This is a genomic window from Parafrankia sp. BMG5.11 (genome assembly GCF_004337455.1).
In genome coordinates this window covers 28,844-55,131 of record NZ_SJXI01000088.1, presented here as the reverse complement: position 1 = coordinate 55,131, position 26,288 = coordinate 28,844, and the positions used below count along the sequence as shown (strand labels likewise).

Here is a 26,288-nt window from a genome sequence, read left to right as displayed (position 1 = left end):
TGGAGGGTGACCGGGCGGAGGCCGGCGACGGGTCGCCAGGCACGACCAGAAGACACAATCAGACACAACTGATGGTTGTTGTCGAATTGTGTTTCCGTCGTGACATGGATCGGGCGTGCGTAGCCCCCGGAGGCCCGCGGCCCTCGAGGTGACCCGTCAACAGGTCTGACGCGCTGCAGCCTCGACTGGTTGCGACAGGATTTGGTCGAAGCGTGACATCTGTCGCCGGATGTGGCCGGATCGTTCCTCGGTGACCTGCGGGTGTGCGCCCGCGCGCGCGAGGGCGACGTAACCCTCGTCACGATTCCCACAATAGTTTCCGGACGGAGGACAACGAATCAGGCGACTCGGTCGTCTACTGCATCGGAACGGTTCGCTCCGTGGCAGCGACGCCGCGGTAAAGGTCGCCAGCGGCACCGCCAGGTGGTGCTGGCCGGTGGTGCCGGTGGGCACTGGCGGCCAATCGCGGGAGGCGCGCCAGGAGCCGAGCCGTTCCCGGGCGGCACCCCCCGCCGCCCGCGGCGGGCCGCGCCGGTCGCTCCCCCTCGACCAGCGCGGCCCGCCACATCACGCAGGCCTCACCAGCAGGAGGTTCGGCATGACGGTCGAGGCGGATCGGGGCATCCCGTTCGCGGTCGCGTTCGACGACGTGGTGGCGAACGTCGAGCGGGTGATCCGCGGCAAGCGCACCGCTGTCGAGCTCGCGGTGATCTGCCTGTTCGCCGAGGGCCACCTGCTGGTCGAGGACGTCCCCGGCCTGGGCAAGACGACGCTCGCCCGCAGCCTCGCCGCCTCGGTGAACGCGGGCTGCCACCGCATCCAGTTCACCCCCGACCTGCTGCCCGCGGACATCACCGGGACCAACGTCTTCAACCAGCGGGCCGCCGAGTTCGCGTTCCGCCCGGGCCCCGTCTTCGCGAACCTCGTCATCGCCGACGAGATCAACCGCGCGTCGCCGAAGACCCAGTCCGCCCTGCTCGAGGTCATGGAGGAGCAGCGCGTCACCGTCGACGGGACCCGCTACCCCGTCCCGCTGCCCTTCATGGTCATCGCCACCCAGAACCCGGTCGACATGGACGGCACGTACGCCCTCCCCGAGGCGCAGCTCGACCGCTTCCTGATGCGGCTGCGCATCGGCTACCCCACGCTCGACGCCGAGCTGGAGATCCTCGAGGGGCGCCAGGTCGGCCGTCGCGTCGAGGACCTCCGCCCGGTGATGCGCGCCGAGGACGTCGTCGCCCACGCCGAGCGCACCCTGGCCGTGCACGTGGCCTCGGCGGTGCGCCGCTACGTCGTGCAGGTTGTCGCCGCCACCCGGACCAGGCACGACGTACTGCGGCTGGGCGCGAGCCCGCGCGGCAGCGTGGCGCTGCTGCGCGCGGTCCAGGTCCGCGCCGCCTCGGCTGGGCGTGCCTTCGCCACCCCCGACGATGTCAAGGCGCTCGCCGGTCCGGTGCTCGCCCACCGGCTCGTGCTCAGTCCGGAGGCCGAGCTGCGCCGGGTCACCGCCGAGGACGTCGTCGCCGAGGTCCTGGACGCGGTCCCCTCGCCCCGTCGCCTCGTGGGCGCGTGAGCGAGCCGACCCCCCGGACGCTGCCGGGGTTCACGCCCGCCGCCTGGGGACTGCTCGCCGTGACGGCCGCCTGTGCCCTCGGGGCGGTGCTCCTGCGCTACGCGGAGCTCGCCGCCTTCGCCGGTGCCGGCGCGGCGGCGCTGTTCACCGCGGTGGCAGCGGTGGCCCGTCCGCCGCGGGTCACCGTCACGACACGGGTCACCCCTGCCGCGGTCACCCGCGGGGACGACGCCGCCCTGGTCATCTCGATCGTGAACCACTCCCGCTGGACGTCTCCCCCGTTCGCCCTACGCCTGCCAGCCGAGCCGGCCCAGCCGGGCGAGGTGCCCGCCGAGCCCGCCGAGCCCGCCGAGCCCGGCGGGTCTGTCGGGTCCGGCGGGCCCGAGATCGCCGTGGACATCCGCCCGTTGCGCGGTGGCGCCAGCCGGGAGATCGTCCTGCCGCTCGACACCGCGGCTCGGGGAGTCCGCCGGATCGGGCCCCCGCAGGTGCACCGGTCTGATCCGTTCGGGCTGGCCCACCGCCACCAGTACCTCGGCACGAGCCTCACCCTGCGGGTCCGCCCCCGCGCATACCCGCTGGTCCCACCGCCGGCCGCCCCGGCCCGTGACCCCGACGGGCAGAGCGGACGTGGCGCGTCCGGGGGGCTGATGTTCCACACCCTGCGCGAGTACACCCCCGGGGAGGACCTGCGCCTGGTGCACTGGGCCGCCAGTGCGCGCACGGGCACGCTGATGGTCCGAACGCACCTGGACCCCAGTGAGCCCGCCTCCACCGTCGTGCTGGACACCCGCCGGCGGGCCTACCCGCCCGGCCCGGTCGGGGCGGCCGTCTTCGAGGACGCCGTCGACGTCGCCGCTTCCGCGGTGCTCGCCTGCGCCCGCAACTCCTACGGCGTCCGCCTGGTCACCTCGGGCGGGGTGCGGATGACCGGTCGCCGACGCTCCACCGACGCAGAGTCCCTCCTCGACGAGCTGGCCGACGTCCGGCCGGACGAGGGCGTGACCCTGGACGTCCTGCGTACCCTGCGCCGCGGGCCCGTCGGCACCCTCGTTCTGGTGACCGGCGCGCTCGACCGGGACGCGGCGGCGGCGCTCGCCCCGGTGGCCCACGTGTTCGGCCAGGTGATCGTGCTTCGGATGGGCCCGCGCAGCGAGGCCGCCGCGCTGGCCCGGGGCCGGCGCGCCCCCGGTGACCGCCCACGCCTGCGCCCGAGCATGGAAGCGGTGGCCCGGGCCCGCGCGGAACGAGGCGGCCCGGTCGCCCCCGCCGGGCCCACCCGCTCGACGGGATCGGCGGGCGCGGCCCGTACGGCAGGTGCGACCCGCATGGCCGGTGTGGCCGGTGTGGCCGGTGCCGCTGGCGTGGCGGGGTCGGTTGGCATGGTCGGCACCGCCGGTTCGGGCCGGGTGCGGATGATCCACCTGGGCTCACCCGCCGACCTGACCGACGTCTGGCCTGCCGCGCCCCTCCCGCCCCGGGCGCCGGCCGCGAGTCCAGCGGCAGTGGGCTCGGCGGGATCGGGTTCAGCGGGATGGGGCCAGGCCGAAACCGAGCCGGACCTGGCGGGACCGCTGCTACCGGTGGCCGCCCTGGCGTCGGCCGGCCCCGGCCCCGGCCCCAGTCCCAGGACCAGGACTGGGCGCGGCGCGGGCGGCGGATCGTGACCGGCGCCGCGGGCCCGGTCCGCCGAGCCACCTTCGCCCCGGGCGAGGCCGGTCTACGCCGCGTCGCCGCGCTGGCCGTCGTCGCCGCCCTCGCCCTGGTGGCCGGGACGGGATTCACCCGCCTCTTCCCGACCCGGGACCTGTGGGTGCTGCTGCCGGTGGCGGCGGTCCTGCCCGCCGTCCTGGTCGGCGCGCTCTCCCGGCACGGCCGCCCGGTCTCGCCGGCGCTGACCGTGCCCGTATGGCTGGCCGGCTTCGTAGCCTGGACGGCCTACACCGTCGCCGCCGGATCGGGCGATCTCATGGCCCGCCTCGATGTGGTCCGCACAGGCGTCTTCGACGGGTGGGCCCGGGTCCTCGACATGGGCGTCCCCGCCCCGGCCGACCCCGACCTGCTGATCGTCGCGCTCGCCCCCACCTGGCTCGCCGCGGCGCTCGGCGCCGAGCTCGCCGTGCGGACCCGCGCGGCGCTCGCCCCGGCACTGCCCGCCGCCGTAGCCCTTCTCGCCGCGTCCGCGCTGGCCGTCCCCGCCTCCGGGGACAACCTGGCCCGGGCCGGTGCCCTCGCCGCCCTGACCGCGCTGTTCCTCATGATCAGAGCGCCCCGGGCCGCGAGCCGCGGCCCGCGCCGTGAGCTCGCGCGCCGGGGCGGCGCGACACTGCTCGTGGTCGTGGTCGGCGTGTTCGCCGGCACGGCCGCGACGAGGGCCGGCGGCGGGGACCCCGTCGACCCCCGCACCCACCGCTCGACACCACCGGTGAGCCAGACCGAGCCGAGCCCGCTCAGCGCACTCGGCGGCTGGACCGCCCATCCGGACGAGGTGCTCTTCCGCACCGACGTCAGCGGGCCGGCCCCGGCCGAGCCGGTGACCCTCCGGCTCGCCGTCCTCGACTCCTACGACGGCGCCCAGTGGCGGTCGACCGCCCGTTTCGTTCGGGCCGGCTCGGGGCCACCCTCGTCGCAAGCCGGGATCGCCGACGACCCGGCCGGTGATCCCGCTGCCGGCGACCGGGCCGCTGATCCAGCAGGTGACGGGCCCGGCCCGGCACCGGTGGGCGAGATGCGGCAGGTCATCGAGATCGCCGGACTGGGCGGGCGGATCCTCCCGTCGGACGGGCGTCTGGTGGGCGCCCCCACCGGTGTCCGGGTCGATCCCGGCACCGGAACCCTGCTGAACGACCGTCCGCTGCTTCCCGGCGACCGTTACGAGATCACTTCAGCGCCGGACCCCCGGCCCGCGCCGGCGGATCTCCCCAGGTTCGACGCCGGCACCGCCCGAACGGGCGGGCCCGATCCCGACCTCGAGGTCCCCGCCGACCCGCCGGCCATCCTCGGCCGTCTGGCGGATATCGCGACGGCCCGGGGGAGCACCCCGTTCCAACGGGCCGCGCTGCTGCGGCAGTACCTGAGCGCGACCTTCACCTTCGACCCGGCCGTCCCACCCGGACACTCGTACGGGCACATCGACCACTTCCTCGCCCACACCCACCGCGGGACGTCCGAGCAGTTCGCGACCGCCTTCGTCCTCGCGGCCCGCATCCTGGGGCTGCCCGCCCGGCTTGCCGTGGGATTCACCGCGCCCCCCGCGGTGGACGGCCAGCCCCGCACCGTGCACGGCGCCGACGCGCTCGCCTGGGCCGAGGTGCGCTTCGACGGCGCCGGCTGGCTGCCGTTCTTCCCCACCCCGCCGGCCGCGGACGCCCGCGGCGCGAGCGTGGCGGGATCGAATCCGGGCGAGACCCCCGAGCAGGCGGAACTGATCGACGTCGCCCTGCGCTCCGCGGTCGAGACCACGGCACCGGCCACCCGGGCCACGGAGGACTCCACCCCGGCGGCCACGCCGCCCGGCCCGGGTGCCTGGTCACGTTGGGCCATCCGGAGCGGCCTGGCGATCGCCGGCGCCGCGGCGCTGTATCTCGCGCTCGCCGTCGCGCTGCCCTCGCTCCGGCGGGGCCGCCTGCGCCGCGCGGGCCACCCACGACGCAGGGTGGTCGACGCCTGGCGGCAGGCCGTCGACGCGCTCGCCGACGTGGGCCTGCCCGTCCCGGCCGCCGCGAGTCCGGGAGAAGTCGCCCGGCTCGCCGTGGCCGAGGTGGGCCCGTCCGGCGAGACGGCGATCCGCGAGCTGGCCGACATCGTGACCCTCGCCCTGTTCGCCCCCGTGACCGCGGTGGAATGGGAGGGCATCCCCGGCCGCCGCGCCGCGGACGAGGCCTGCCGCCTCCTCGACCGGTTCGAGCGGGCCCTGCGCGAGCGCACGACACGCCGAGCGCGGATCCGCCGGACGCTGGCCCCGAGCACCGTGGCCACCGAGCTCCGCCGGCTGCGGGACGCACGGGATCCGCGGGATCCGGGAGATCCGCCGACCGGGGCCGCGGGGGACCCGGACGGCCCGCGCGACCCCGGCACCGACCAAGGGCGGCCCGATCCGGGCACCCCGCCGGCCGGGTATGTCTCGGACGGGAAGCGCTTTGCCCCGGCGGCGTGATCCTGGCATCCCCGACCTCGACCCCACCCAAGCCGCCGCCCGCCGGGAACGCCCACCGGACGGCCCATCCACCCGCGATCACCGGACTCCCGGGCCGAGGACACCGGGGCTGGTCCGCGAGGTTCGCCTGACGCCGCTCCGGATAACCGTGGACAGGGTCGTGCGTCGCGGTGCCGCCCGGCCACCGGCTCGGGGCACCGCACCGACCTTTCCCGGCGTCGCCGAGCTCGAGGCCGTCGACCGCGACGTCTTCCGGGGCGGCACCAGGGGCGTGCCCGTCCACCTGGGGCAGATCGCCGTCCAGGGGCAGCTCGCGGCCGGCCGGACGGTGGGCTCGGGGCATCCCCTGCACTCGGTGCAGGCCCAGTTCCCGCGCCCTCCGCGCGAGGAGCACTCGGTCGTGTACCTCGTCGACCGGGTCCGGGACGGGGCCACGTCCGTGACCCGGCGGGTGACGGGGGTGCAGGCCGGTGAGGTGGTCTGCGCGATGCACCTGTCGTACCAGCGGGGCTGGCGCGGCGGACACCAGTTGCGCGCTCCCCGCGTGCCACCCCCCGAGGCCCTGGAGCGCTGGCGCACCGACCCCCGGGAGCTGGGCGACCTGCTCGTCGACCTGCGGCTGGCAGCCGGCCCAGCCCCCGCTGCTGGCCCGGGCTCCGCGGCCGGCCCGGGCTCCGCGGCCGGCCCAGGAACCGCTGCCGGTGGTCCAGCGGGTAGGGGCGCCCGGTCTGGTGGGAAGGGGCCGGGGCGCCCGATCGCCTGGGTGCGCCTCGTCGAGGGGCTACCGGACGACCAGCGCCTGCACGCCGGCGCGCTGACCTACATCGCCGGCCACGCCGCGGCCGCCCTCGCCAACTGGCCGCCGCCAGCTGCCCGCGCGCCGGTCGGCGGGGAACCGTCCCGGGCGGCGGCGCTCGACCATGCCGCCTGGTTCCACCGCCCGTTCCGTGCCGACGAGTGGCTGCTCCTCGTCCAGGACAGCCCGTCCGGCGCGGGCCCGCGGACGTTCACCCGGGCCACCTTCTTCGACCGGGACGGCCTGCTGGTCGCCTCGACCGCCCAGGAGCTGGCCCTCGGCTGAGACCCGCCCCGACGTCGAGGGGGACCTGGACCCCGCCTCGGATCGGACGCCCCGCCCTTGCGGGTGCGGCTAGGATCGTAGAGAGTAAACGCTCGCGAACAATCGCTGGCGCGTCTGATCGGCGAGAACTAGGAGCGCATCATGCCGAGGCCGAACTGGCAGCTGCTTCCGGACCCAGAGCCGCAGGAACGCAGCTACTCGATCGTCTCGGTGGACGATCATCTGACCGAGCCTGCCGACATCTTCGTCAAGCGGTTCCCGGCGAACCTTCGGGACAAGGCACCTCAGGTGATCACGACGCCGGACGGTTCGGAGGCCTGGGTCTACCGCGACCGGCTCTACCGTGACAACGGAATGAGTGTCGTCGCCGGGCGCCCGCAGTCCGAGTGGAACCTCGACCCGCTGAACTTCAGCGAGATGCGCCGGTCCGCGTGGGACGTCCATGCCCGTGTGAAGGACATGGACCTCGACGGCATCTGGGCGTCACTGTGCTTCCCCTCCGGGGCGTGGGGCTTCACCGGCCGCGTGCTGTCGATGAACAACGACCAGGAGGTCGGGCTCGCCGCGGTCCGTGCCTGGAACAGCTGGATGGTCGAGGAGTGGCACGGGGCGTACCCGGAGCGCTTCATCCCGATGCAGCTGCCCTGGTTCAAGGACCCCGAGGTCGCCGCCGAGGAGATCCGCCGCAACGCCGAGCTCGGCTTCACCTCGGTGTCGTTCCTCGAGTCGCCGCATCTGCTCAAGCTTCCGCCGATCACCAACCACAGGCACTGGGAGCCGTTCTTCAAGGCGTGCGAGGAGACCGACACGGTCATTTCGCTGCACTGCGGCGCGAGCGGCTTCGTCCTGCAGGGCTCGCCGGGCGGCGGCCTGAACGTGCAGACGTCGCTCTTCCCGGCGGGCGCGTTCTGCGCGGCCGTGGACTGGGTGTGGGCGGGCATCCCGGCGCTCTACCCGAACCTCAGGATCGCGCTGAGCGAGGGTGGCATCGGCTGGGTGCCGATGGCGATCAACCGCCTCGACTACGTGCTCGAGCACTCCGGCAGCGGCGGCACGCCGTGGACGTACGACGTGACGCCGAGCGAGGCGCTGCGCCGGAACTTCTACTTCTGCATGCTGGACGACCCCGGCACGCTCGACCAGCGTCACATGATCGGGATCGACCACATCCTGTTCGAGACGGACTTCCCGCACGCCGACTCGACCTGGCCGGGCTCGCAGGACCTGCTGCGCAAGCGTTTCGCCGACATCCCGCGGCACGAGGCCGTGATGATCGCCGGTGGCAACGCCGCGAGGCTGTTCCGGCACCCGCTCCCGCAGGGCGGCGACTGGCCGGCGATCACCCCGTAGGCCAGCGGATCACCCGGTCGACGGGCGTCAGACCGGGACCTCGACGGCCTCGCCCGACACGAGGCCCGCGACCGCGGTCGCGTACAGCCTCGACTTGATGGTCCCCAGCGTCCGTGACGCCTTGCCGGTGAGTGGGCGGGCCATCGCGATCGCCGTCGCCAGGACCTTCTCCTGGTCGGCGACGCCGTCGATGATGCCGGCCGCGAGCGCGTCGTCGCCGCCGTACCTGCGGCCGGTCGTCATCGCCTCGTGCGCCGTGCGCACCGGCATGCGCGCCCGGATCAGCTCGGTGATCCCGATGCTGAAGGGGATGTCGACGTCGACCTCGGGCAGACAGAAGTAGCCCCGGTCGACCCGCATGACCTGTTGGTCGTGGGTCAGCGCGAGAACGGCCCCGGCGCCGAAGGCGTGCCCGCCGACCGCGGCGACGGTCGGCAGCGCCAGCGTCACCATCCGCGCGAACAGCACCCGCACCGACTGGATGAACGGCCCGATCTCACCGGGGTTCGCGGTCATCCACGCGAGATCGAACCCGTTGCTCCAGAACTTGCCCTCGGCGGTCGTTACCAGCGCTTTCGGCCCGGCCGCGGCGGTCACCTCGTCGAGGCGGGCGTTGATGGCGGCGACCGCGGCCGGGTTCAGCCGGTTCTCCCCGTCGCCCAGGTCCAGGACGAACACGTCACCATCGCGGTCGAGTCCTGCCACGTGCGCGCTCCTCGCGTAGTCGCCCCGGCCGGGCGCCGGGCGGTCTCCCGTGCTGACTATCGTCGATCGGCCGGGTCCGACGCATCCCGCGTGGCGAACGACGCGGCGAACGACGGGGCGGATTCGGCGACGCCCGGATTCGACGCCCGGATTCTCAGAGCGGGCCGGCGCAGACGGGGACGCCGGGAACGGGCTCGCCCTGGACGCCGTCACGCACCGCGGTCGCGGGCAGGTAGCCCCAGCTCCCGGTGTACCCGAAGGCGTTCGGGCGGGAGAGGTCCCCCTGGGTGTAGAGCCACCAGGTGCTCGTCTTTCCGTCGAGAACGGGGTTCGCCCGTCCCTCGAGCTGGCAGATCACCCAGACCGTGGCGGACGCGCGCATGAGCCCGGAGTCATCGAGCGGCTCGCCCGCGCCGGCGGCGACGTTCGCGTACACGGGGGAGTTCACGCTGGTCGAGCACATGAACCGTTCCGTGAACCGCCGGTCGCGGTAGTCGGCCACCGTCGCTGCCTGGTATCCGCAGGAGCCCGTCGGGCCCGGGGGAGCACCCTCGGTGGTCCCGACGGGCGCCGACGACGGACCGGGGGGCGGCGTCAGCCCGGTCGCCGAGCCGGTTTCCGGGGGCGTGCTCACCTCCGTGGCCCCGGGATCGACCGGCGGGGGCGTGCCGTCGGCCGCGTCCTCGCCGCCGCCGGTGAGCAGGACGAGCAGCACCGCCGCCAGCGCGAGCAGCGCCACCGGCCCGGCGATGACCATCCCCCGCCGCGGGAACCGTCGCCGCGGCGTCGTCGGGCGCGGCCGGCGCGGCTGTCCGGGGAACTGGTCGGTGGTAGCCGGGGGCGGCCCGGCGGAAGGACCCCGGGCGCTTCCGCCTGCCAGCCCGCCCGCCTGCCCGGCCGGCGGTCCGCCCGCCTGCCCGCCTGCCCGCCTGGCGGGTGTGCTCAGGGAGGCCAGGGTGGCGTCGAGCCCCGCGGCGATCTGTTCGGTGCCCGGCCGCTGCCCGGGCTCCGCCGCGAGCATCCGGTGCAGCAGGTCCATCAGCTCCGGCGGGACGTCATCCCGGGTGACCGGCTGCATGTCGCCATCCTGGATGCGCGTCAGGATCTGCACGACCGTCCGCCCCGGGAACGGGGTGGAGGCGGTCAGCAGGGCGAACAGCGTGGCGCCGAGCGCGAAGACGTCCGAGGCGATCTCCGGAGGCTCGCCCAGTATCACCTCCGGTGCCGCGTACCCGGCGGTGAAGGCGGCCGAGATCGTGGCCGCCTCGGCGCCCTCGTTGATACTGGCGATGCCGAAGTCGCTGAGCACCGGATCGCCGGGCCCGCGCAGCAGGATGTTCGCGGGTTTCAGGTCGCGGTGCAGGATGCCGTGGAGGTGGGCGGCGCCGAGCGCCCGCGTGATCGGGATCATCAGGGCGACCGCCTCCCGGACGGGCAGCGGTCCCGATTCTCCCAGCCGCTGACTGAGCGTTCCGCCGGGAAAGTACTCCATGGCGATGTAGGGCCGGTGATCGGACGTCGTGCCGGCGTCGAACACCGTGATGATGTGTCGGTTCCCGGTGAGCCGCCCGGTCGCCCGGCATTCCCGCACGAATCGCCGCTCCGCGTCCGGATCGCGCAGGTCGGCATGCATGATCTTGACCGCGACCCGCCGGTCGAAGATCTCCTGTTCGGCGAGGTGGACGGTGCTGAACCCACCGTGGCCGATGTCGTGGAGGAACCGATATCCACTGATCATCGCGGATGTCCTCCACCGGGACGTGAGCCAACATCGATCACGCTACCAAGCCGCGGGCCAGTGCTCCGGTCTTCAGGACTCCGTTGCCCAATGCGTTCCTCGCTGTGGGCGATGATGGCTGCACGGTAGGCGATGTCCCTGTCTGTCTGGTGAGGTGTGCGGTGTCGTTGCAGCCACAGCCGTGGCCGGAGGTTCCCGAGATGACCGCGCGGGTCGCGCGGGCGGCGTTCCCGCGGGGTGCTCTGGCGATCCGGGTGCGCGACGAGATCGGGGAGTTGTTCGGCGACGAGGAGTTCGTGTCGGCGTTCGCGACCCGGGGCCGGCCGGGCTGTTCGCCGGGCCAGTTGGCGCTGGTCTCGGTGTTGCAGTTCGCCGAGAACCTCACTGACCGGCAGGCCGCGGAGCAGGTCCGGGGGCGGATCGACTGGAAGTACGCGCTTGGCCTCGGTCTCGACGACCCGGGTTTCGACTTCTCCGTGCTGAGCGGGTTCCGGGTCCGGCTCGTGGAACATGGTCTGGAGGAGAAGGTTCTGGACCTGCTGCTCGCGCGGCTGTCGGACCTCGGGCTGCTGCGCGCGGGCGGGCGGGCGGGCCCGCACCGATTCCACCCATGTGCTGGCCGCGGTGCGCTCGCTCAACCGGCTCGAGTTCGTCGGTGAGACGATGCGTGGGGCGCTTGAGGCGCTGGCCGCGGCGGCCCCTGGCTGGCTGGCCGGGGTCGTCGAGCCCGGTTGGGACCGTCGCTATGCGGCGCGGGTGGAGTCCTACCGGCTGCCGGGGTCGGCGTCGGGCCGCGCCGAGCTGGCCGTCATGATCGGCCGGGACGGGTTCACCCTGCTCACGGCGGTCGGCGCTCCCGACGCGCCGGCCTGGCTGCGCGAGATCCCCGCGATCGACGTCCTGCGCGTCGCGTGGGTCCAGCAGTACCACCGCACCGGGACGGAGGTGGTCTGGCGGGAGGACAAGGACCTCCCGCCGGGCAGACGCCGGCTGGCCTCTCCCTATGACCTTGACGCACGCTACGGGATCAAACGCGGGTCTGGCTGGGTCGGCTACAAGGTCCACCTCACCGAGACCTGCGACGACGACACCCCACACATGATCACCAACGTGGAGACCACCGACGCCACCGTCACCGACCAGGAGACGACCCCTGTCGTGCACGCCCACCTCGCCAGCCGTGGTCTGCTGCCCGCCGAACACGCCGTCGACACCGGCTACACCTCCACCGAGCTGTTCCTGACCAGCGCGGCCGAGCATGGCGTCGAACTGGTCGGCCCGCTCGGAGTGAACACCTCCTGGCAGGCCCGCACCCCCGGCGCCTTCGACCTGTCCGACTTCACCATCGACTGGGACCGACAGCAGGCCACCTGCCCGAACGGCGCCGCCAGCAGCACCTGGCGAACCGAGAAGGCCCGAGGGAAACCCGTCCTGAAGGTCGATTTCCGCAGGGTGGACTGCCTGCCCTGCTCGCTGCGCGCCCGCTGCACCTCCTCTGCGACCGCGGCCCGCAAGCTCACCCTGCGTCCCCGCGACCAGCACGAACTGCTTGAACGGCTCCGCGCCGAGCAGGCCACCGACGCGTGGAAGAAGCGCTACGACCTCCGGGCCGGCGTCGAGGGAACCATGCACCAGGCCACCGCCACCACCGGTATCCGCCACGCCCGCTACCACGGCCTGCCCAAGAACCATCTCGCCCACGTCTTCGCCGCGACCGCGATCAACCTCGTCCGCCTCCACGGCTGGTGGACCGACACCCCGACCGGACGAACCCGAACCAGCCACTTCAACGCCCTCACCTCCGCACTCGCCGCATGACCAAATTGGGCAACGGAGTCCTTCAGGGCGGAGAGGATGTCAAACCGAGTGATACGGCGCACATCACGCCGTACCGCCCATCGATTCCCCTGGCGCGGTCGTATCGCTACGGTTCCCCGACTCGAAACCGTCCGGATCTACACCCAACCCGCCGAAGACGACAAGACCCGCACCCTCGACCACCTCATCACCGACGAGTAACACCCCACCGAAGATCACCATGCGGCTTCCAGCCGTATTCCGGCGCTGTATTTCCCGGATGACCGCGCGCGTGCGCCGCGGACGGCTCCGGCGGGTGAAGCGCCAGACCCTCGATCAGCAGCCGCAGTTCGTCGGGCAGTCGCCGCGTGCCCCGTCCCGCGCGCGGACCGGGCGAGCCCGCCCGGCCTACCGGCCTGGTACCGGGCAGCCACCGCTGGGCCGTGCGCAGCCGCACCCCCGCGTCACCGACTCGCGGTTCTTCAGCTCGCGCACGGCCGCCACGTCACCGGTTCGGCGCGCCCGCCGGTCGCTGGCCGTGCGTCCCGGCGGTCGTTCTCCGCGGTAACGGTCGCCGCGCCGGGTGAGCTGAGGCAGATCGACTCGACCCCGTTCGACGTGCTGGTTGCTGCCACGCGGTTGCGTCCGCCGTTTTTGGCCTGATACAGGGCCGCGTCGGCGAGTTCGACGAAGGCTGCCGGGTCGTCGTGGGGGGTGGGGGTGATCGCGATGACGCCGATGCTGACCGTGACGATGTTGTCGGCGACCAGCGGGTGTGGCTGGGCGAGTTCCGCGACGGCGGCGCACAGGCGCCGGGCCAGCCGGGTTGCGGCGTCGAGGTCGGCGCCCGGCATCACGATGGCGAACTCCTCGCCGCCGTAGCGGGCGGCGAGGTCGACGGCGCGGGTGTTGACGGCCAGGCAGGTGGCGACCTGTTGGAGGCAGCGGTCGCCGGCGGTGTGGCCGTAGTGGTCGTTGTAAAGCTTGAAGTGGTCGATGTCGATCATGGCGAAGGCCAGGGGTGCCTTCTGGCGTGTCGCCCGGTGCCATTCGGCGTCGAGAGCCTCGTCGAGGCGTCGCCGGTTGGCCAGTCCGGTCAGCTCGTCGGTGACCGATAGCTGTTCGAGCCGCTGGTTGGCGGTGGCGAGTTGCTGGGTGCGTTCGGCGACCTTGTGTTCCAGGGAGGCGTAGACCTGGGCGTTGTCGAGGGAGACCGCGAGCTGTCCGGCGATGAGCATGATCCCTTCGAGGCGTTCGGTGGTGAACGCGCCGCGGATCATCCGGTTCTCCAGCAGCAGCATCGCCCGGCGCTCGCCGCGGATCACGATGGGTATGGCGAGCAGGGAGCAACGGTCCAGGTCGGCTACGTAGGGGTCGCGGCGGAACCGGTCGTCGCCGGTGGCATCGGCGACGACGACGGGCTCGCCGGTGCGTTCGGCATACAGAACGACCGACGGTGGCAGTCGCCGCCGGCGGCCCGCCTCGGCAAGCGTGATCGTGCCGGCGTCGCCGGCCGGCACCAACCAGTCCCGCTGCTCCTCATCGCGCAACAGCAGGTGGATGCTGGTGGCGCCGGTCATTGCCGACAGGACTCCCACGACCCTGGCCTGCAGGCTCTCGATGCTGGTCTCCGAGCTGAGCGCCTGCGAAGCAGCGACGACGCCGAGCAGGTCGAGGTTACCGGCGGTGACTCTGGGGCGGCGGGAGGTCGGCTCCGCCGGTGGCTGCGCGGTCGGCTGGGCACCGGCGGGTTCGGCCCGTAGCGTCGGGTGGGCCCAGTCGAGCTGTCTGACCTTCGCGGTCGCTCCCCAGTCCAGATACTGGCGGCGGGCGGAGGCGAGCAACGCACTGCCAGCCGCTGCCATGCCGTGAGCGAGGTAGAACCGGGCGGCGCGTTCCAGAATCAGCGCCCGGTGCCAGGGACGCGTCCGCACCGAGGCCTCGCACTGTGCCGCGTCGAACGCGTACGCCGCCTCGTGGAAGTCGCCGGCGGCCCAGGCCCGCTCCGCCTCCACCAGGCGCAGCAGATGCAGGAAGTTGGCCGGTGCGTCGGCGGCGCGCCCGGCCAGCCATCCGACAAGCTCGTCCAGCTCGGCCAGGAACGCGCTGCGCCGGCCTGTCTCGGTGGCGGTGCGGGCCTGTCCCGCCAACGCCACGGCCCGCAGCAGGCGCGCCGTCGCTGTCAGATAGGTTGCTTCGGCGCTCGGCAGCAATCGCATCGCGGCGGCGGTGTGCCGGGCCAGCTCAGCCGGGTGATCGAAGACAGCCGCGGCGAGGGCGCGGTTGAGGTGCAGGTGGGTGGCCGCGAGCGGGTTGGCGGCCAGCATGCTCAGTTGGGCCGCATCGTCGGCCGCCGGTTCAAGGGCCTCGCCGCGCAGCACCCGTACCATCCGGCGGCAAGTCTGGAACGCCTCCTCAGCGTGTGCGTTGCCGGTACGTCTGGCGAACGCCATCGCTTCGTCGGCCTCGGCTGCCAAGACGTCCAGCGATGGTGCGCAGTCCAGCAGGTTGGACAGCAGAACGCTGTGGGTCCAGCACGCGTTCTGCAGGCTGCCATTCTGGAGAAGACGCTCCAACGCGCCACGCGCGGCGGACAGGTTGTCCTCGAGTGGGTCGAACCAATGGCCGGTACTGAGTACATACAGGAACTGCGCCTGCCACATGTCGGGCTCGAAGCCGCGCGCCCGAGCGACCGCGAGGATCCGCCGCATGATGCGGTACCCGGTGCGGTAGTCCTGCCTGCGGGCGATGGCCACGAACGCGGCGTGGGCGGCCGGGCCGAGCAGGGCGGGATCCGGGCCGTGCCGTGCCCACACGTCCAGCGCCTGCAGGGTCAGCCAGGCCATCATCGCGTGGTCGGAGAAGTACGCCGCGGGCATGACAGAGTTGACGATCTTGAAAGTGTCGATCTGGGAGTGGTCGATGATCCCCGGCCAGCGCAGATCGTCGGATTCGCTCGTCTGGTCGATCCACCGATAGGCCGCATCCAGTCCGCGGTCGATCTCCGCGGCGAGGTGGTCCTGATCAGGGACGGCAAGGCCGAGCTGGCGTAGCTGGTCGAGGCCGAGCCGCATCGCCTCGCCAGCGCGGCCTCGGTTGGTGAAACTCCTGACCTGTACCACGGTGGCGCCCGTGCGCCCGGCCGGGTGGGTGCACAGCCGGCAGATGGTCTGGTAAACCTCGTCGGCCTCCTCCAACCGGCCGAGGCAGTACAGGGCTTCGTGCCGGCCGGTGTGGACCGCGATCAATTCGTCGGTATCGGTCGGGTCGATGAGCGCCACCGCCGCGGTCAGGAACCGCTCCACCAGCATGTAATTGCTCAGCGGGCGCGCCTGGTCGGCGGCGCGCCGGAAGAGCCTTCCCATCAGCTGCCGCTCCTGCAGGGAATGCACTGCGTCGGCCACAAGCAGGTACTGCTCCGCCGCGACGGCGAAGAACTCGCCTCGGCCGGCCAGGCGGCGGGCCAGACACAGCCGTGTGTCGTGCTGCGCGTGCGGAGCAAGTCCGCGCAGGACGGACTCCTGCGTTCGGTCGTGGTGGAACCGCACGGCGGGCCGGCCGTCGGGCTCCAGCACCAGCAGGCCGTTGGCGAAGGCGGGGCCGAGCCGCCGCTCCACCTCCTCCGCCGGTAGCCCGGTCGCGGCCTTCAGGAGGTCCAGCTCCACCCTGCCGGCCAGGCAGGCCATCATCGCCAGCACATCGCCGGTGACCGGCGGCAACGTCGCCAGATGCGCGGCCAGCAGTCCGGCCACGTCCACGCGCTCCAGTCGGCCACGCAGCGTGGACCGGTCCCATCGCCAACCGCCGTCGCCAAAGACCAGGACACCGTCGTGGTGCAAGGAGTTGAGCAGTTCCACCGTGTCGTACGGATTGCCCCCGGTCGCAGGCGCGATCATCCGCGCCAGCTCGGCGGCGGGCTCTGGAGCCAGGCGCAACAGGTCCGCCGCCATACCCGCCTGACCGTCCGGCGCCAGGTTCCCCAACCGCACGTGGGACGGACCGGCCGGCTGGCGACGCCAACGGGCCAGCATCGGCGCCAGCGGATGAACGGCATCCACCTCGCTCTCCCGGTACGCGCCGACCAGCAGCAGCCCCTCGACCTCCTCCTCGCCACCGAAGAGAAGGTCGACGAAACCCAGCGGTGTTCGCCCGGCCCACTGCAGGTCGTCGACGAACAACACCAACGGCCGTTTCCGAGAGGCAACCGCACGCAGGATCTCCACCGCAGTGCGCTGTGCTCGCGCCTGCGCTGTCATCGGATCCCCCGGCTCCGGGGGCACCCTCAGCAACGTCGCCCACTCCGGGAGGACGGTGGCCGCCAGTCCGGCGTTGGGCCCCACAGCCCGCAGCATCCGCTCCCGCAGCTCGACCAGGTGGTCCTCCGGCTCGGCCAACAACAGCCGGCCCAGCGCCCGAAACGCCTGCCAAACCGCGTCAAACTCCTGGTCACGGCGATACTGGTCGAACTTGCCCGCCACGAACCAGCCATCGTTACCGGCCACGACCGGCCGCAGCTCGTTGACGAGCGAGGTCTTGCCCACCCCCGGTGCGCCGCTGACGAGGATTCCACGGCAGCGGCCCTCCATCGCCTCGACAAACGCCGCGCCCAGCTCGCCGATCTCCTGCTCCCGCCCGACCAGCCGGGACGGCGCCAAAGCCCGTGCCGGAAAATCATGCTCACCGGGGCGCATCAATGCGCCGCGGCGCACCAGGGCGAGATCATGCACCAGCCCGTCCGCGCTCTGATAGCGATCGTCCGGCTCCTTCTCCAACAGATGCATGATGATCGCCGACAGGCCGGCCGGCACCACCGGATTCACCACCGACGGCGGCACCGGCACCCGCGCAAGATGGTCATGAATGATCCGCAACGGATCCCCCACGCCGAACGGCGGCGCGCCGGTCGCCAGTTCGTACAAAGTCGCCCCAACCGCGTACAGATCAGCCCGCTGATCGACCCGGCGACCAGTCCGACCGGTCTGCTCCGGCGCCAGATACGGCAACGTCCCGACGATCTCGCTGTGATGCACGAACCCCTGCTGGACGGTCGCGAAGGTCGTAGCCAACGCGAAGTCGATCAGAAACAGCGCGCCTTCGTCCCCACTCACCACGAGGTTCGCCGGGTTGATGTTCCGATGGACCACACCCCGGTGATGCATCCCCGCCACGGCACGCGCGAGCGATCCGGCCAGATCAACCAACCCAGCCGGATCCAGTGGCCTGGCCCGCTCGGACAGAGCCCTACCGGCGACATCGACCAGCAAGATCGAGTCAGCCGACGGCGCCACCCCAGCGGCCAGTTGCGGCGCCACTCCACGGGCCAGTTGCACAGCCCCCTCGACTCCCGACAGCCGTTCGAGAATCTCCACCTCATGCCGCAACCGTCGCGCAGCGCCAAGCCCCAGCGGCTCCTTCCGGATCACACTCCCAGACGGGAACACCAGCCGAGCGACCCGGGTCCGCTCCGACTCGTGAAGCAGCTCCACCCGCCCCGCCAGCGGCGGATCCCGGCCCGGTGCCGTTCGCTGGAATGCCATCTGCCAACCTCACGTCGTGTTACAAGCAGCTCACATCCCAAGCCTTCCCCCGATCACGACGACGCAACAGGGCGACCGGGCGAGGACTCAGTCCGAGAAGGGCCTGTGGCCGCCCGACGAACGCGTGCCCCCTGTCGGCGGCGTAGGCCAGGTAGACCGCGACCTGGGCGTTTTCGATCCTTCCGCCGGTGCCGGTGTGCTGCCGCTGGACCCCGACCGTCCGTTCGCCTTTTTGAGGTCGTCCGTTTCGTCGATGGCCAGCACCGCGCCGCTGTCGCCGAGCCGTTCGACGACGTAGCCGCGCCGGTCGTCCCGGACGGCGTCGGCGTCCCACACCGCCCGCGACAGCAGCCACTGCATCCCGTGCGGCGACGCCTCGACCGCGTGTTCAGAGACGGTCCAGCAGTTCGTCCGGCCCAGGCCCGCCGTCAGCCCGAGCAGGAACGGCCCCACCCTGCGGCGGACCTCCACCCGGGCGAACCGGCCCACCACCCGGTCGACGAGCGAGTCGAACTCAGCCCGCCAACGGCCGCTATTCATGCTGTGGCCCGCGGCCACTGGTCAATCTTCGATGGTCCACACAACCCCCGAGGATCACCCGGTGGCCGCTTCACGTCCGTGACCGCCACACCGCCATGCAGGCCCGGTGATCCCAGCGGGCTCGGGGCAGCAGCCGGGACAGGGCTGCGAGGATCACGCGATCCGCCGGTTCCAGCGCCGGGCGGTTCACCTGCCGTCGCAACACCGCCACCTGATGTCGCAGGACGAGGAGCTCTACGTCCTTTGCGGTGTCCCCGCGGACTCGGAGCAGCATCAGTCCGAGAGCGCCGCGTGTCAGGGTGTAGAGCCGGGACCACACCACGACGTCCAGCCTGCTCGAGGCGGGCTCTGTCCCGCAGACAAACGAGCAGGTCAACGCCAAATCGGGGTTCTGGAGCCCCACACCATCGAGAACCGTCTCCACTGGTCCGCGACGTCACCTTCGCCGAGGACTACGGCCAGACCCGTACTGGCACGGTAAGGGCTACCGGTGGTGCGCGGGCACCGCCAACTCGCGGCCTCGGTAGAACGCCTCGTGTTCCTCCACCACGTAGGGCGCCATCGCTGCCCGACGGTGCGCCTCGGCGGCCGAGGTGCGCCAGGCGTCGCATGCTTCCTTGGAGTCCCAGAACGAGACGCCGACTACCTCGGTGCCGTCCTCGGACCAGTATGCGTAGGCGTGGCGCAGACCGTCCGGGTACGGATCGGGCCGCCAGCTTCGCTCGAAGTCCGCCAACGTGTCCGGTCGGATCCTTCGCGTCGTCATCCATACGAAATGCTCCGCCATTGCTGCCTCCTGTGACGCGGGTACAGATGTCGAGTCGACCGGCCGGCGGGCCGGCTTACCATCCATTGGTACCCAGGCCGTAGGGCTGTTCAGGCCGGGGATCACCCTCGCAGCGTCGGCAGGGCCGGCACCGCCGACCTCGGATCGCACACGGTGCACCCCGACCACAGCACCGTCACCCACCCGCACCCCGGACAAGGCTCGAGCCCGGCGGGGACGTACCGGCGTCCGATCGACCCCCGAGGGGGCCAGGGACAGCCCTCAGTCGCGCTCCCGGAACCGTTTGCGCAGCCTCCGATCCGGTGGAGGTCGGTGTTGGTTCCGAGTTCGTAGTGGCCGCGGCGGATGTTCTGGACCAGGGTTGCGACGACGAGGTCGCACAGAGTGAGTGAGACCAGTGGATGGAGGACCGTGGGACGGTACTGAGTCTCCAGGCAGTGCTCGGGAGCCTGTCCCTGCCCTGGCATGCGCGCGCGTGCACTCCACGCGTTGGGTGTGAAGCCCGGGGAAAAGCCCAAGAACCGATATCCATCCGTCGGGAACAGGCGAGGGAAGGCCGGAAGGGTGAATAAGGTGAACCCTTGATGGAAGCCTCGTAATCAGAAGCGCCGGAGATGGAAGGTAGGACCGGCGTCCAGGGCCTGCCGTTGAGAGACGGCGATGGCGGTTGGGGTTCTCTGCCCTGGCCGTATGGGCACCATGGCCCCGGGGCGGAGAGGGCACCCAATCCCGGCCGTATCTCACATGTGCGGAACGCGGAAACCCCGTCGAGGTCCGGAGAGGTGACCGGCTCCGGTAAGCCGACCGCAAGGGGGGTCTAATCCCGCGGCGGGAAAGGATGGCTCAAGAAGCGAACGGCGGCAGCCGAAAGGCAGCAGGAAGACGGGGGCAGATGGCGGGACCTTCAACCGGCCGCGCCCGTATAACTGGCCGCATACCAGGCCCTGCCTGGGCCGGAAAGGGAGCTGACGTGAGCCAGGTGGCCTTGTGAACACACCGATGACGAGGAACCGCCCGAGTCCGAGGGGCACGTTGGGCGCCTTGACGCAGGACACGACCAGCACCGCCGTGGTGGCGGCATCGGCCGCGCCCGAGGTCGGGGTGAACGGACCCGAGGACCTGCCGGACTGGGACGCCATCGACTGGCCGTCGCAGGAGAAGCAGGTAGCGCGGTTACGGCAGAGGATCTTCAAGGCGACGCAGGCGGGCGACATCGAACGCGCCCGAAATCTGCAGAAACTGATGTTGCGTAGCCGCGCCAACACGCTGGTCAGCGTGCGGCAGGTAGCCCAGCGCAACGCCGGCCGAAGGACCCCGGGAGTCGACGGCGAGGTCGCCATGACCTCCCGGCAGCGAGCGGTACTGGCCCGGTGGCTACAACGCCACGGGGCGGGCTCCGCCCCGCTCCCAGTCCGACGGGTGCATGTCCCCAAGAAAAACGGAAAACGCAGACCACTCGGTATACCCGTCATCGCGGATCGCGCCCAGCAGAACCGGGTGAAAAACGCGCTGGAACCCGAGTGGGAAGCCCGGCTGGATTCCTGCCAGTATGGCTTTCGGCCAGGACGAGGCTGTCATGACGCGATCGAGAAGATCTTCTCCGTCGGGGGTAAGAAAGGAGCGAAACGCAGGTGGATCCTCGACGCGGACCTTCAGGCCGCGTTCGACAGAATCGACCATGACCACCTGCTCGGCCGCCTTGCTGGCTTCCCTGCGCGGAAGCAGAAAGCGGAGTGGCTGCGGGCGGGAGTGGTCGACAACAACCGGTATGCCCCGACCTTGAAGGGAACTCCCCAGGGTGGGGTGATTTCGCCGCTGCTACTCAACGTAGCGTTACAGGGTATAGAGGAAGCCGCCGGGGTCAGATACCGGAGCAACGGAGAACTGGCACGGGACTGCCCCGCCGTCGTCGTCTACGCCGATGACCTGGTCGTGCTCTGCCACAGCCGGGAACGGGCCGAAACGGCGCGTGAGCACCTTGCTGCCTGGCTGGCTCCGAAGGGTCTGCGCCTCAACGAGGCAAAGACCCGGATCACCACCGACATCAAAGGGTTCGACTTCCTCTCATTCAACGTCCGGCGTTACCCGACGAAGGACGGCCCGAAACTGCTCATCAAACCCAGCAGGGAGGCGCTGGCCAGGATACGGCGGCGGATGAAAGCCGAGCTACGGGCGCTGCGGGGACAGCCCGCCTCGGCAGTGATAGGCACGCTGAACCCCATTGTCAGAGGGCAGGCGGCCTACTACCGGACAGGGGTGGCAAAGAAAGCGTTCAGCGGGCTGGACCAGGTCCTGTGGGTGCAGCTCGACCAGTGGGCGCGGGGCGCCCACCCCAACAAGGGCCGACAGTGGATCAGGCAACGCTACTGGGGCCCGTTTCACGAGTCCAGGAACGACCAGTGGGTGTTCGGAGACCACAAGACCGGCGCCCATCTGCACAAATACGCCTGGACTCCGATCATCCGGCACGTCATGGTCGCGGGCCGATCGTCTCCGGACGACCCGGCCCTCGCCGACTACTGGGCCGACCGACGTCGACGGCAGGCCCATCACAGCCCACCGCTGGCACCGTCCATCCAACGCGTTCTACGCGTGCAGGGCGGCAGATGCCCGGGCTGCGGCCGCAGTCTGCTGTTCGCTGACCGCATACCGGACTCGCCCAGACAATGGGAGAACTGGTTTCGCATGCTCCGCACGGCGATCGAACGAAAGGACGTCGTCACAGGAAACGCGGACGGCCGGGCCGGGCACCACACAATCACGACAAGAACAATGCACGCGGGGATACACGTGCACGCCGACTGCGTCCACCATCACCCAGACGGCGGACACGGTTGACACGGACAGCAACTGTGGAGACTGCACGCCCACGCGGGCTGCTTGAGCCGTGTGCGTTGGAAGGCGCACGCACGGTCTCTGAGGGGACGGGGGCGCAGCAATGCGTCCCCGTTACCCGGCCATGGCCGGCGCTGACGGTCTGGAGAGTCTGATGCCCAGTGCCCAGTGCCCAGTGCCCCGACGCTGCCGGTCCCGAACAGGAAGCTCAGTGCGACGACGGTGGCGATCAGCGTGGTGACCGCGGGGTAGCGATCGGCCGACCGGCCCACCGGGTGGGGAGCGGACGCTACGGCGCTCATTTGGGGCGTGGGGTTCAACTACCCCGGCCGACACGAACCATTGCCCTACATGTGCCTCTACCTGCACTTTCGTGGGCTACGCGTGGATGGCACGCCTCGCATCGATGATCCCGGCGTGCCACACCGAGGCTGACACCGCGGCGCCTCACCGAGGTAGCCCTCGCGGGCCGACCGACGACCCACTTAGCGGGCGCTCGGTTCTCCCCGACACGGGAGCAGGGCCGTTTCCCCGCGGTCCCAGGCGGCGAGGATGTTCTCCGTGCAGTAGCCCTCGACGGCCATGGTTGCCCGGGCACCGAACAGGACGTCGCCGGCGAGCGCCGGCTCGGCGCGGACAAGGCCACCCGCGAGTGACTCCGCCGCGAGATTCTGGTGGTGGGCGTCGGCGACGACGTGGACCTCGAAGAAGTGCCGGGCGCTCCAGGGCAGGCCCAGCCGCCGCAGGGCCGCGGCGTAGGCGCCCATCGGCTCGACCGATGTCATCTCGAAGACCGCCAGGTGCCCCACGAGCGCGCCCCGCCACCGCCGGTGCAGGCCGAAGAAGCTCGGGACGTTGGCGGTGGCCAGGGTGCCTCCGGGCAGGCGGTCGACGTGGGCGCCGTACGAGGGGTCCAGGCCCAGCTCGAGCATGGTCAGGCCGAAGAGGTTCTGGTGCATGTCCCGCTCGGTGCCACCGCCGTACTCGTCCGCCTGGATCTCCACGAGTGCGGCCTTGGCGGCGCCGGTGAGGCGGGGAACGGCCCAGGTGTGCGGGTCGGCCTCCTTCAGCTGGAGGAGCGAGCGGTGCGTCGCGTACTCGCGGAACTGATCGAGGCTGCCCCGCTCGGCGAGGCGGCCGGACAAGGAACGGCCTCCCGGCTGGGAGATCACCCGGCGCAGCTCCGCGGTGATGTCCCCCGCGGGGGAGGTGATGTCCCCCGCGGGGGACGGGTCCGGGCCGGCCAGGTCGATCAGGCGGCGCTCCAGGTCGCCCTCGAGCTCCGCCCGCAACGCGAGCAGCGAGGGCTCCCACTCGAACCGGTCGTCGACCCCGCGGAATCCCCGGTAGTGAAGCTCGTACAGGCAGTGCAGCGCGAGGGCCCCGTCCTCGCCGAACAGCGCGTCGTCCGCCGGCTTCGGCCACCCGGCGGCAGGCCGGACGTCGCCGCCGAGCAGCTCGACGAGGTACTCGGAGAGGGGGCCACGGGGAACCGGGAGCGGCGGCGCCTCGAGCACCGCCGGGGTGAACACGGTCCCGTATCCCGCGGAGTGGTCCGGGGGCCGCCCCGTCCTCATCGCCCGACCGGCTGCGCTGTCCCGGCCCGCGCCGCCGTCCCGGCCCGCTTCGCGGCTCCGGCCTGCGCTCCCGCCACAACCCGTTCTGTCCCGGCCGGAGCCCCCACCACGGCCCCGCCCGCCCGGGGTTGCGGATCGGCGACCTCCGACGCCCGGCCGGCGGCGCGCAGGACGTCCCCCAGCACGGCGCTCTGGTCCCGGGTGCCGGCGTCGCGCACGAAGGTGACCCCGGCGATCAGGTACGAGTGGGGGGCGAAGAACGCCTGCTCGCGGCCGGCGAGATCGCCGATGCGGGCGCGGACCCCGGCGTCCCGGCAGAACCTCCCGAAGCGGATCGGCGTGACCATCCAGTCGGTGACGGAGTAGCCCCGATCACGGGCGAACCGGAGCACTCCCAGCGGGTCGGCGATCGAGGAGACGATCAGCATCGCCAGGTCGAGCCCGCAGTCCAGGACGTCCTGGGTGACCTCGGCGCCGCGGGGGCCGCCCCAGAGGTCCGGCGCGCAGGACGTGCCCGGCTCGGCCGGGAGGTACGGCGGGTTCCCGATCACGCAGCGCTGGGCGGCCGTCGGCACCGCGGTGAAGAAGTCGCCCTCGTCGACGACGTAGTTGCGCAGCGGGGTCAGCCCGATCGCGCGCCGCGCCGTCGCCGCCGCCCGCGGGTCGCGCTCGAATCCGTGCACCCGCGTGTCGGAGCCGGAGCGCAGCAGGGCCCGCACCACCGGCACGGCCGTCCCCGAGCCGATCTCCAGGATCCCGCCGGCCAGGCATCCGCCGTGCTCCGCGGTGGTCAGCAGACGTTCCACACACCAGCCGTAGAACGTCGACTCGACCTTGTCGTAGAAGGACATGGCTCGCCTCTCGTCGCGCGGCCCGTCGCCAGAGCGCGCTCGGGATACGACCTCGTCACGTCCCGAGGCCGGCGCGGGCTACATGTCCGTCCGGGCCCCGGAAAAACCTCTCGGCGCCGCGGGACAGGCGGGGGTGATGAGGGCGCGGTCCGGGCATGTCGACAGTGGCGGATCGCGGCCGGCTCGTCGCGGCCGCGGTGATCAGCCATCGGAACGGGCGAATGCCGGCAGGGATCAGCCACCGGAACGGGCGAATGCCGGCAGGCCGGTGCCGCCGGACGGATGGTGGGAGGGCGAGCATGGGGCAACAGGCCAGGAACGACACGAAGACCAGGACGGGACAGCCGGTACGGCCCTCGGCCCGCGAGGCCCGGCCGCGTGCCCGTGCCGCCACCTACACCGCCACCCACACCGCGCCGGCCGGCCAGGGGCTCTCCGACGAGGAGATGGCCCGCCAGGTGACGGACCAGACCTCACACGACCGCCTTGCCGAGTCGTTCTTCGAGGGGGAGCGCGGTGGCGCGCGCAGCGACGTCGAGGCGGCGAAGTTCCGCGACGCGAAACAGCCGGAGTGACCGCCGGAGCCCCGGAGTGACCGCCGCCGGAGGTATTGACCGGCAGGCGGCGGCCCGGCGGGCGGCCCCCGGCGGTGTTTTCCGCCGGGGGCCGGGAGTCAGCCGCGGGCGGCCGCGGTGGCCCGCCGGTTCGCCTTCCTGACGGCTTCGATCAGGTCGGCCTTGTTCATCGTCGAGCGGCCCGGTATGTCGAGCTGCCGGGCGATTTCCCGCAGGTGCTTCACGGACGCCTTCTCGTCCACGCCTTCGGCGGTGGGAAGCGGGTCGGAAAGTGCCTTGTCGGTGGGGCGCGCGGCCTGCTCGTCGGAGGGCCCGCGGCGGCCGCCCTCCTTGGGGGCCCAGTTGTCCCCGACCTTCTCGTGTGTGTGCTTGAGCGCTGCGAACGCCGTGCGGTGCGCACGCTCACCCTCGCCGTAGCTCTCGACCGCCGAGTCGTGGGTCTCCTTCCATGTACGCACGGCCTTGTCGTCGGAACGGGCGACGGTGGAGGGGACGTCCGTGCGCATACGCGCCGTCTTCGCCCGCTTCGCGCTCCCGCCGTTCCTGGAGGACTTCCTGGACCTGATCCCTCGGGCCATCCCGTTTCCCTCCTTCGCCGGCCGGCCGCCCCGCCGGCCCCTTTGCCCGACCGTCCTCGGGCCCTGTCGCGGCCATGGCTTCCGGCCGCCCGCGGCCCTGGACGCCGCCTCGAGGACACTTCCCCGGTCACGGCGCGTGAACCGCACGGCGGTACGGCGGTACGGCGGTGGCCGCGAGGCACGGGAACCGCCGCCGCGAGGCACCGACGCCCCGGGTGTGAGGCAGTTCTCAGCCTGGTCGACATCGTGTTTCGTGCCTGTTTCGAGATCGCCGGGATCGTTGGCCGCCGGGACCGAGGCCGATTAGCCTGGCCTCAGGACGGCCCGCTCGCCGCGGGCTGACAACTTCACATCGCGCCGCTCACACCCGTGCGGGAGAGCTCCGGGCCGTGGCCCGGGGCGCCGAAGGAGCAAGAACTCCCCGCAAACTCTCAGGCCCAAGACCGCCGGGTCAGGCGACTCTGAAAAGCGGACGCGCAAGCGTCCCGCCGACGGTGCAAGCCGGCCGCCGCGTCTCTCGGGAGGCTCCGGGTGGCATGGCAGGCCGGCGAAGCTCTCAGGCCCATGACAGAGGGGGAGGCCCGCCGCGACGCGGGAGCGCCGCCGTG

Annotated in this window: 16 protein-coding genes, 2 pseudogenes and 2 riboswitches; of the genes and pseudogenes, 8 read left to right on the top strand and 10 right to left on the bottom strand. The window is 72.0% G+C overall.

What is annotated here, in order from left to right; translation table 11 throughout:
* Nucleotides 1–598: 598 nt before the first annotated feature.
* The 5 genes from E0504_RS42345 to E0504_RS42325 all read left to right on the top strand — a co-directional run bounded on the left by E0504_RS42345 (nt 599) and on the right by E0504_RS42325 (nt 8,160).
* Nucleotides 599–1,573 (top strand): MoxR family ATPase, encoded by a 975-nt coding sequence (locus E0504_RS42345; RefSeq protein ID WP_112106272.1) that lies wholly within the window; start codon nt 599–601, stop codon nt 1,571–1,573.
* Nucleotides 1,570–3,240 (top strand): DUF58 domain-containing protein, encoded by a 1,671-nt coding sequence (locus tag E0504_RS53785; protein ID WP_131627169.1) that lies wholly within the window; start codon nt 1,570–1,572, stop codon nt 3,238–3,240. Before E0504_RS42345 ends, E0504_RS53785 begins: the two co-directional genes overlap by 4 nt.
* The gene (locus tag E0504_RS42335; protein ID WP_112105313.1) at nt 3,237–5,729 is read left to right on the top strand and encodes a transglutaminaseTgpA domain-containing protein; all 2,493 of its coding nucleotides are present in this window, start codon (nt 3,237–3,239) and stop codon (nt 5,727–5,729) included. Before E0504_RS53785 ends, E0504_RS42335 begins: the two co-directional genes overlap by 4 nt.
* 160 nt (nt 5,730–5,889) lie before the next feature.
* On the top strand, nt 5,890–6,810 hold the full coding sequence (locus E0504_RS42330; RefSeq protein WP_235013756.1) for an acyl-CoA thioesterase domain-containing protein: 921 nt from the start codon (nt 5,890–5,892) through the stop codon (nt 6,808–6,810).
* A 141-nt stretch (nt 6,811–6,951) separates the two neighbouring features.
* Nucleotides 6,952–8,160: an amidohydrolase family protein gene (locus E0504_RS42325; RefSeq protein ID WP_112105315.1), complete on the top strand. Its 1,209-nt coding sequence runs from the start codon at nt 6,952–6,954 to the stop codon at nt 8,158–8,160.
* Between the two features lie 27 nt (nt 8,161–8,187).
* Here E0504_RS42325 and E0504_RS42320 read toward each other — a convergent pair whose 3' ends face one another.
* On the bottom strand, nt 8,188–8,865 hold the full coding sequence (locus E0504_RS42320; RefSeq protein ID WP_071060024.1) for an enoyl-CoA hydratase-related protein: 678 nt from the start codon (nt 8,863–8,865) through the stop codon (nt 8,188–8,190).
* Between the two features lie 154 nt (nt 8,866–9,019).
* Nucleotides 9,020–10,603, bottom strand: a complete 1,584-nt coding sequence (locus E0504_RS42315) for a serine/threonine-protein kinase (protein WP_112105316.1) — start codon at nt 10,601–10,603, stop codon at nt 9,020–9,022.
* 161 nt (nt 10,604–10,764) lie between these two features.
* Between E0504_RS42315 and E0504_RS42310 the strand changes: the two are divergent.
* Nucleotides 10,765–12,421, top strand: a pseudogene (locus E0504_RS42310) (IS1182 family transposase).
* A gap of 63 nt (nt 12,422–12,484) precedes the next feature.
* Here the strand turns inward: E0504_RS42310 and E0504_RS50885 are convergent.
* From E0504_RS50885 to E0504_RS42290, 5 genes and pseudogenes are all read right to left on the bottom strand, one after another.
* Complete coding sequence (locus E0504_RS50885) at nt 12,485–12,643, bottom strand: hypothetical protein (protein ID WP_165938789.1); 159 nt, start codon at nt 12,641–12,643, stop codon at nt 12,485–12,487.
* A gap of 239 nt (nt 12,644–12,882) precedes the next feature.
* Nucleotides 12,883–17,937, bottom strand: coding sequence for a diguanylate cyclase (locus tag E0504_RS42305; RefSeq protein WP_243657866.1), 5,055 nt, complete (start codon nt 17,935–17,937; stop codon nt 12,883–12,885).
* A gap of 109 nt (nt 17,938–18,046) precedes the next feature.
* Nucleotides 18,047–18,477, bottom strand: a pseudogene (locus E0504_RS42300) (transposase); the annotation flags it as partial.
* Nucleotides 18,478–18,547: 70 nt separating this feature from the next.
* Nucleotides 18,548–18,901 (bottom strand): hypothetical protein, encoded by a 354-nt coding sequence (locus tag E0504_RS50880; RefSeq protein ID WP_243657865.1) that lies wholly within the window; start codon nt 18,899–18,901, stop codon nt 18,548–18,550.
* Between the two features lie 60 nt (nt 18,902–18,961).
* Nucleotides 18,962–19,264, bottom strand: coding sequence for a hypothetical protein (locus E0504_RS42290; protein ID WP_112105319.1), 303 nt, complete (start codon nt 19,262–19,264; stop codon nt 18,962–18,964).
* A 1,041-nt stretch (nt 19,265–20,305) separates the two neighbouring features.
* Here E0504_RS42290 and E0504_RS42285 point away from each other — a divergent pair.
* Complete coding sequence (locus tag E0504_RS42285) at nt 20,306–22,102, top strand: reverse transcriptase domain-containing protein (protein ID WP_243657864.1); 1,797 nt, start codon at nt 20,306–20,308, stop codon at nt 22,100–22,102.
* A gap of 482 nt (nt 22,103–22,584) precedes the next feature.
* Here the strand turns inward: E0504_RS42285 and E0504_RS42280 are convergent, their stop codons facing one another.
* Nucleotides 22,585–23,676: an iron-containing redox enzyme family protein gene (locus E0504_RS42280; protein ID WP_112104570.1), complete on the bottom strand. Its 1,092-nt coding sequence runs from the start codon at nt 23,674–23,676 to the stop codon at nt 22,585–22,587.
* Nucleotides 23,673–24,527 carry a hypothetical protein gene (locus E0504_RS42275; RefSeq protein WP_112104569.1) on the bottom strand — a complete coding sequence of 285 codons (855 nt, stop codon included), beginning with the start codon at nt 24,525–24,527 and terminating at the stop codon, nt 23,673–23,675. Before E0504_RS42275 ends, E0504_RS42280 begins: the two co-directional genes overlap by 4 nt.
* A 299-nt stretch (nt 24,528–24,826) precedes the next feature.
* Here E0504_RS42275 and E0504_RS42270 point away from each other — a divergent pair, with 299 nt between their 5' ends.
* Complete coding sequence (locus E0504_RS42270; RefSeq protein WP_112104568.1) at nt 24,827–25,102, top strand: hypothetical protein; 276 nt, start codon at nt 24,827–24,829, stop codon at nt 25,100–25,102.
* A gap of 98 nt (nt 25,103–25,200) precedes the next feature.
* Here E0504_RS42270 and E0504_RS42265 read toward each other — a convergent pair whose 3' ends face one another.
* Complete coding sequence (locus E0504_RS42265) at nt 25,201–25,608, bottom strand: ChaB family protein (RefSeq protein ID WP_071060030.1); 408 nt, start codon at nt 25,606–25,608, stop codon at nt 25,201–25,203.
* 433 nt (nt 25,609–26,041) lie between these two features.
* A riboswitch (glycine riboswitch) is annotated at nt 26,042–26,136 on the top strand.
* Nucleotides 26,137–26,139: 3 nt separating this feature from the next.
* Nucleotides 26,140–26,253, top strand: a riboswitch (glycine riboswitch).
* Nucleotides 26,254–26,288 lie beyond the last annotated feature (35 nt).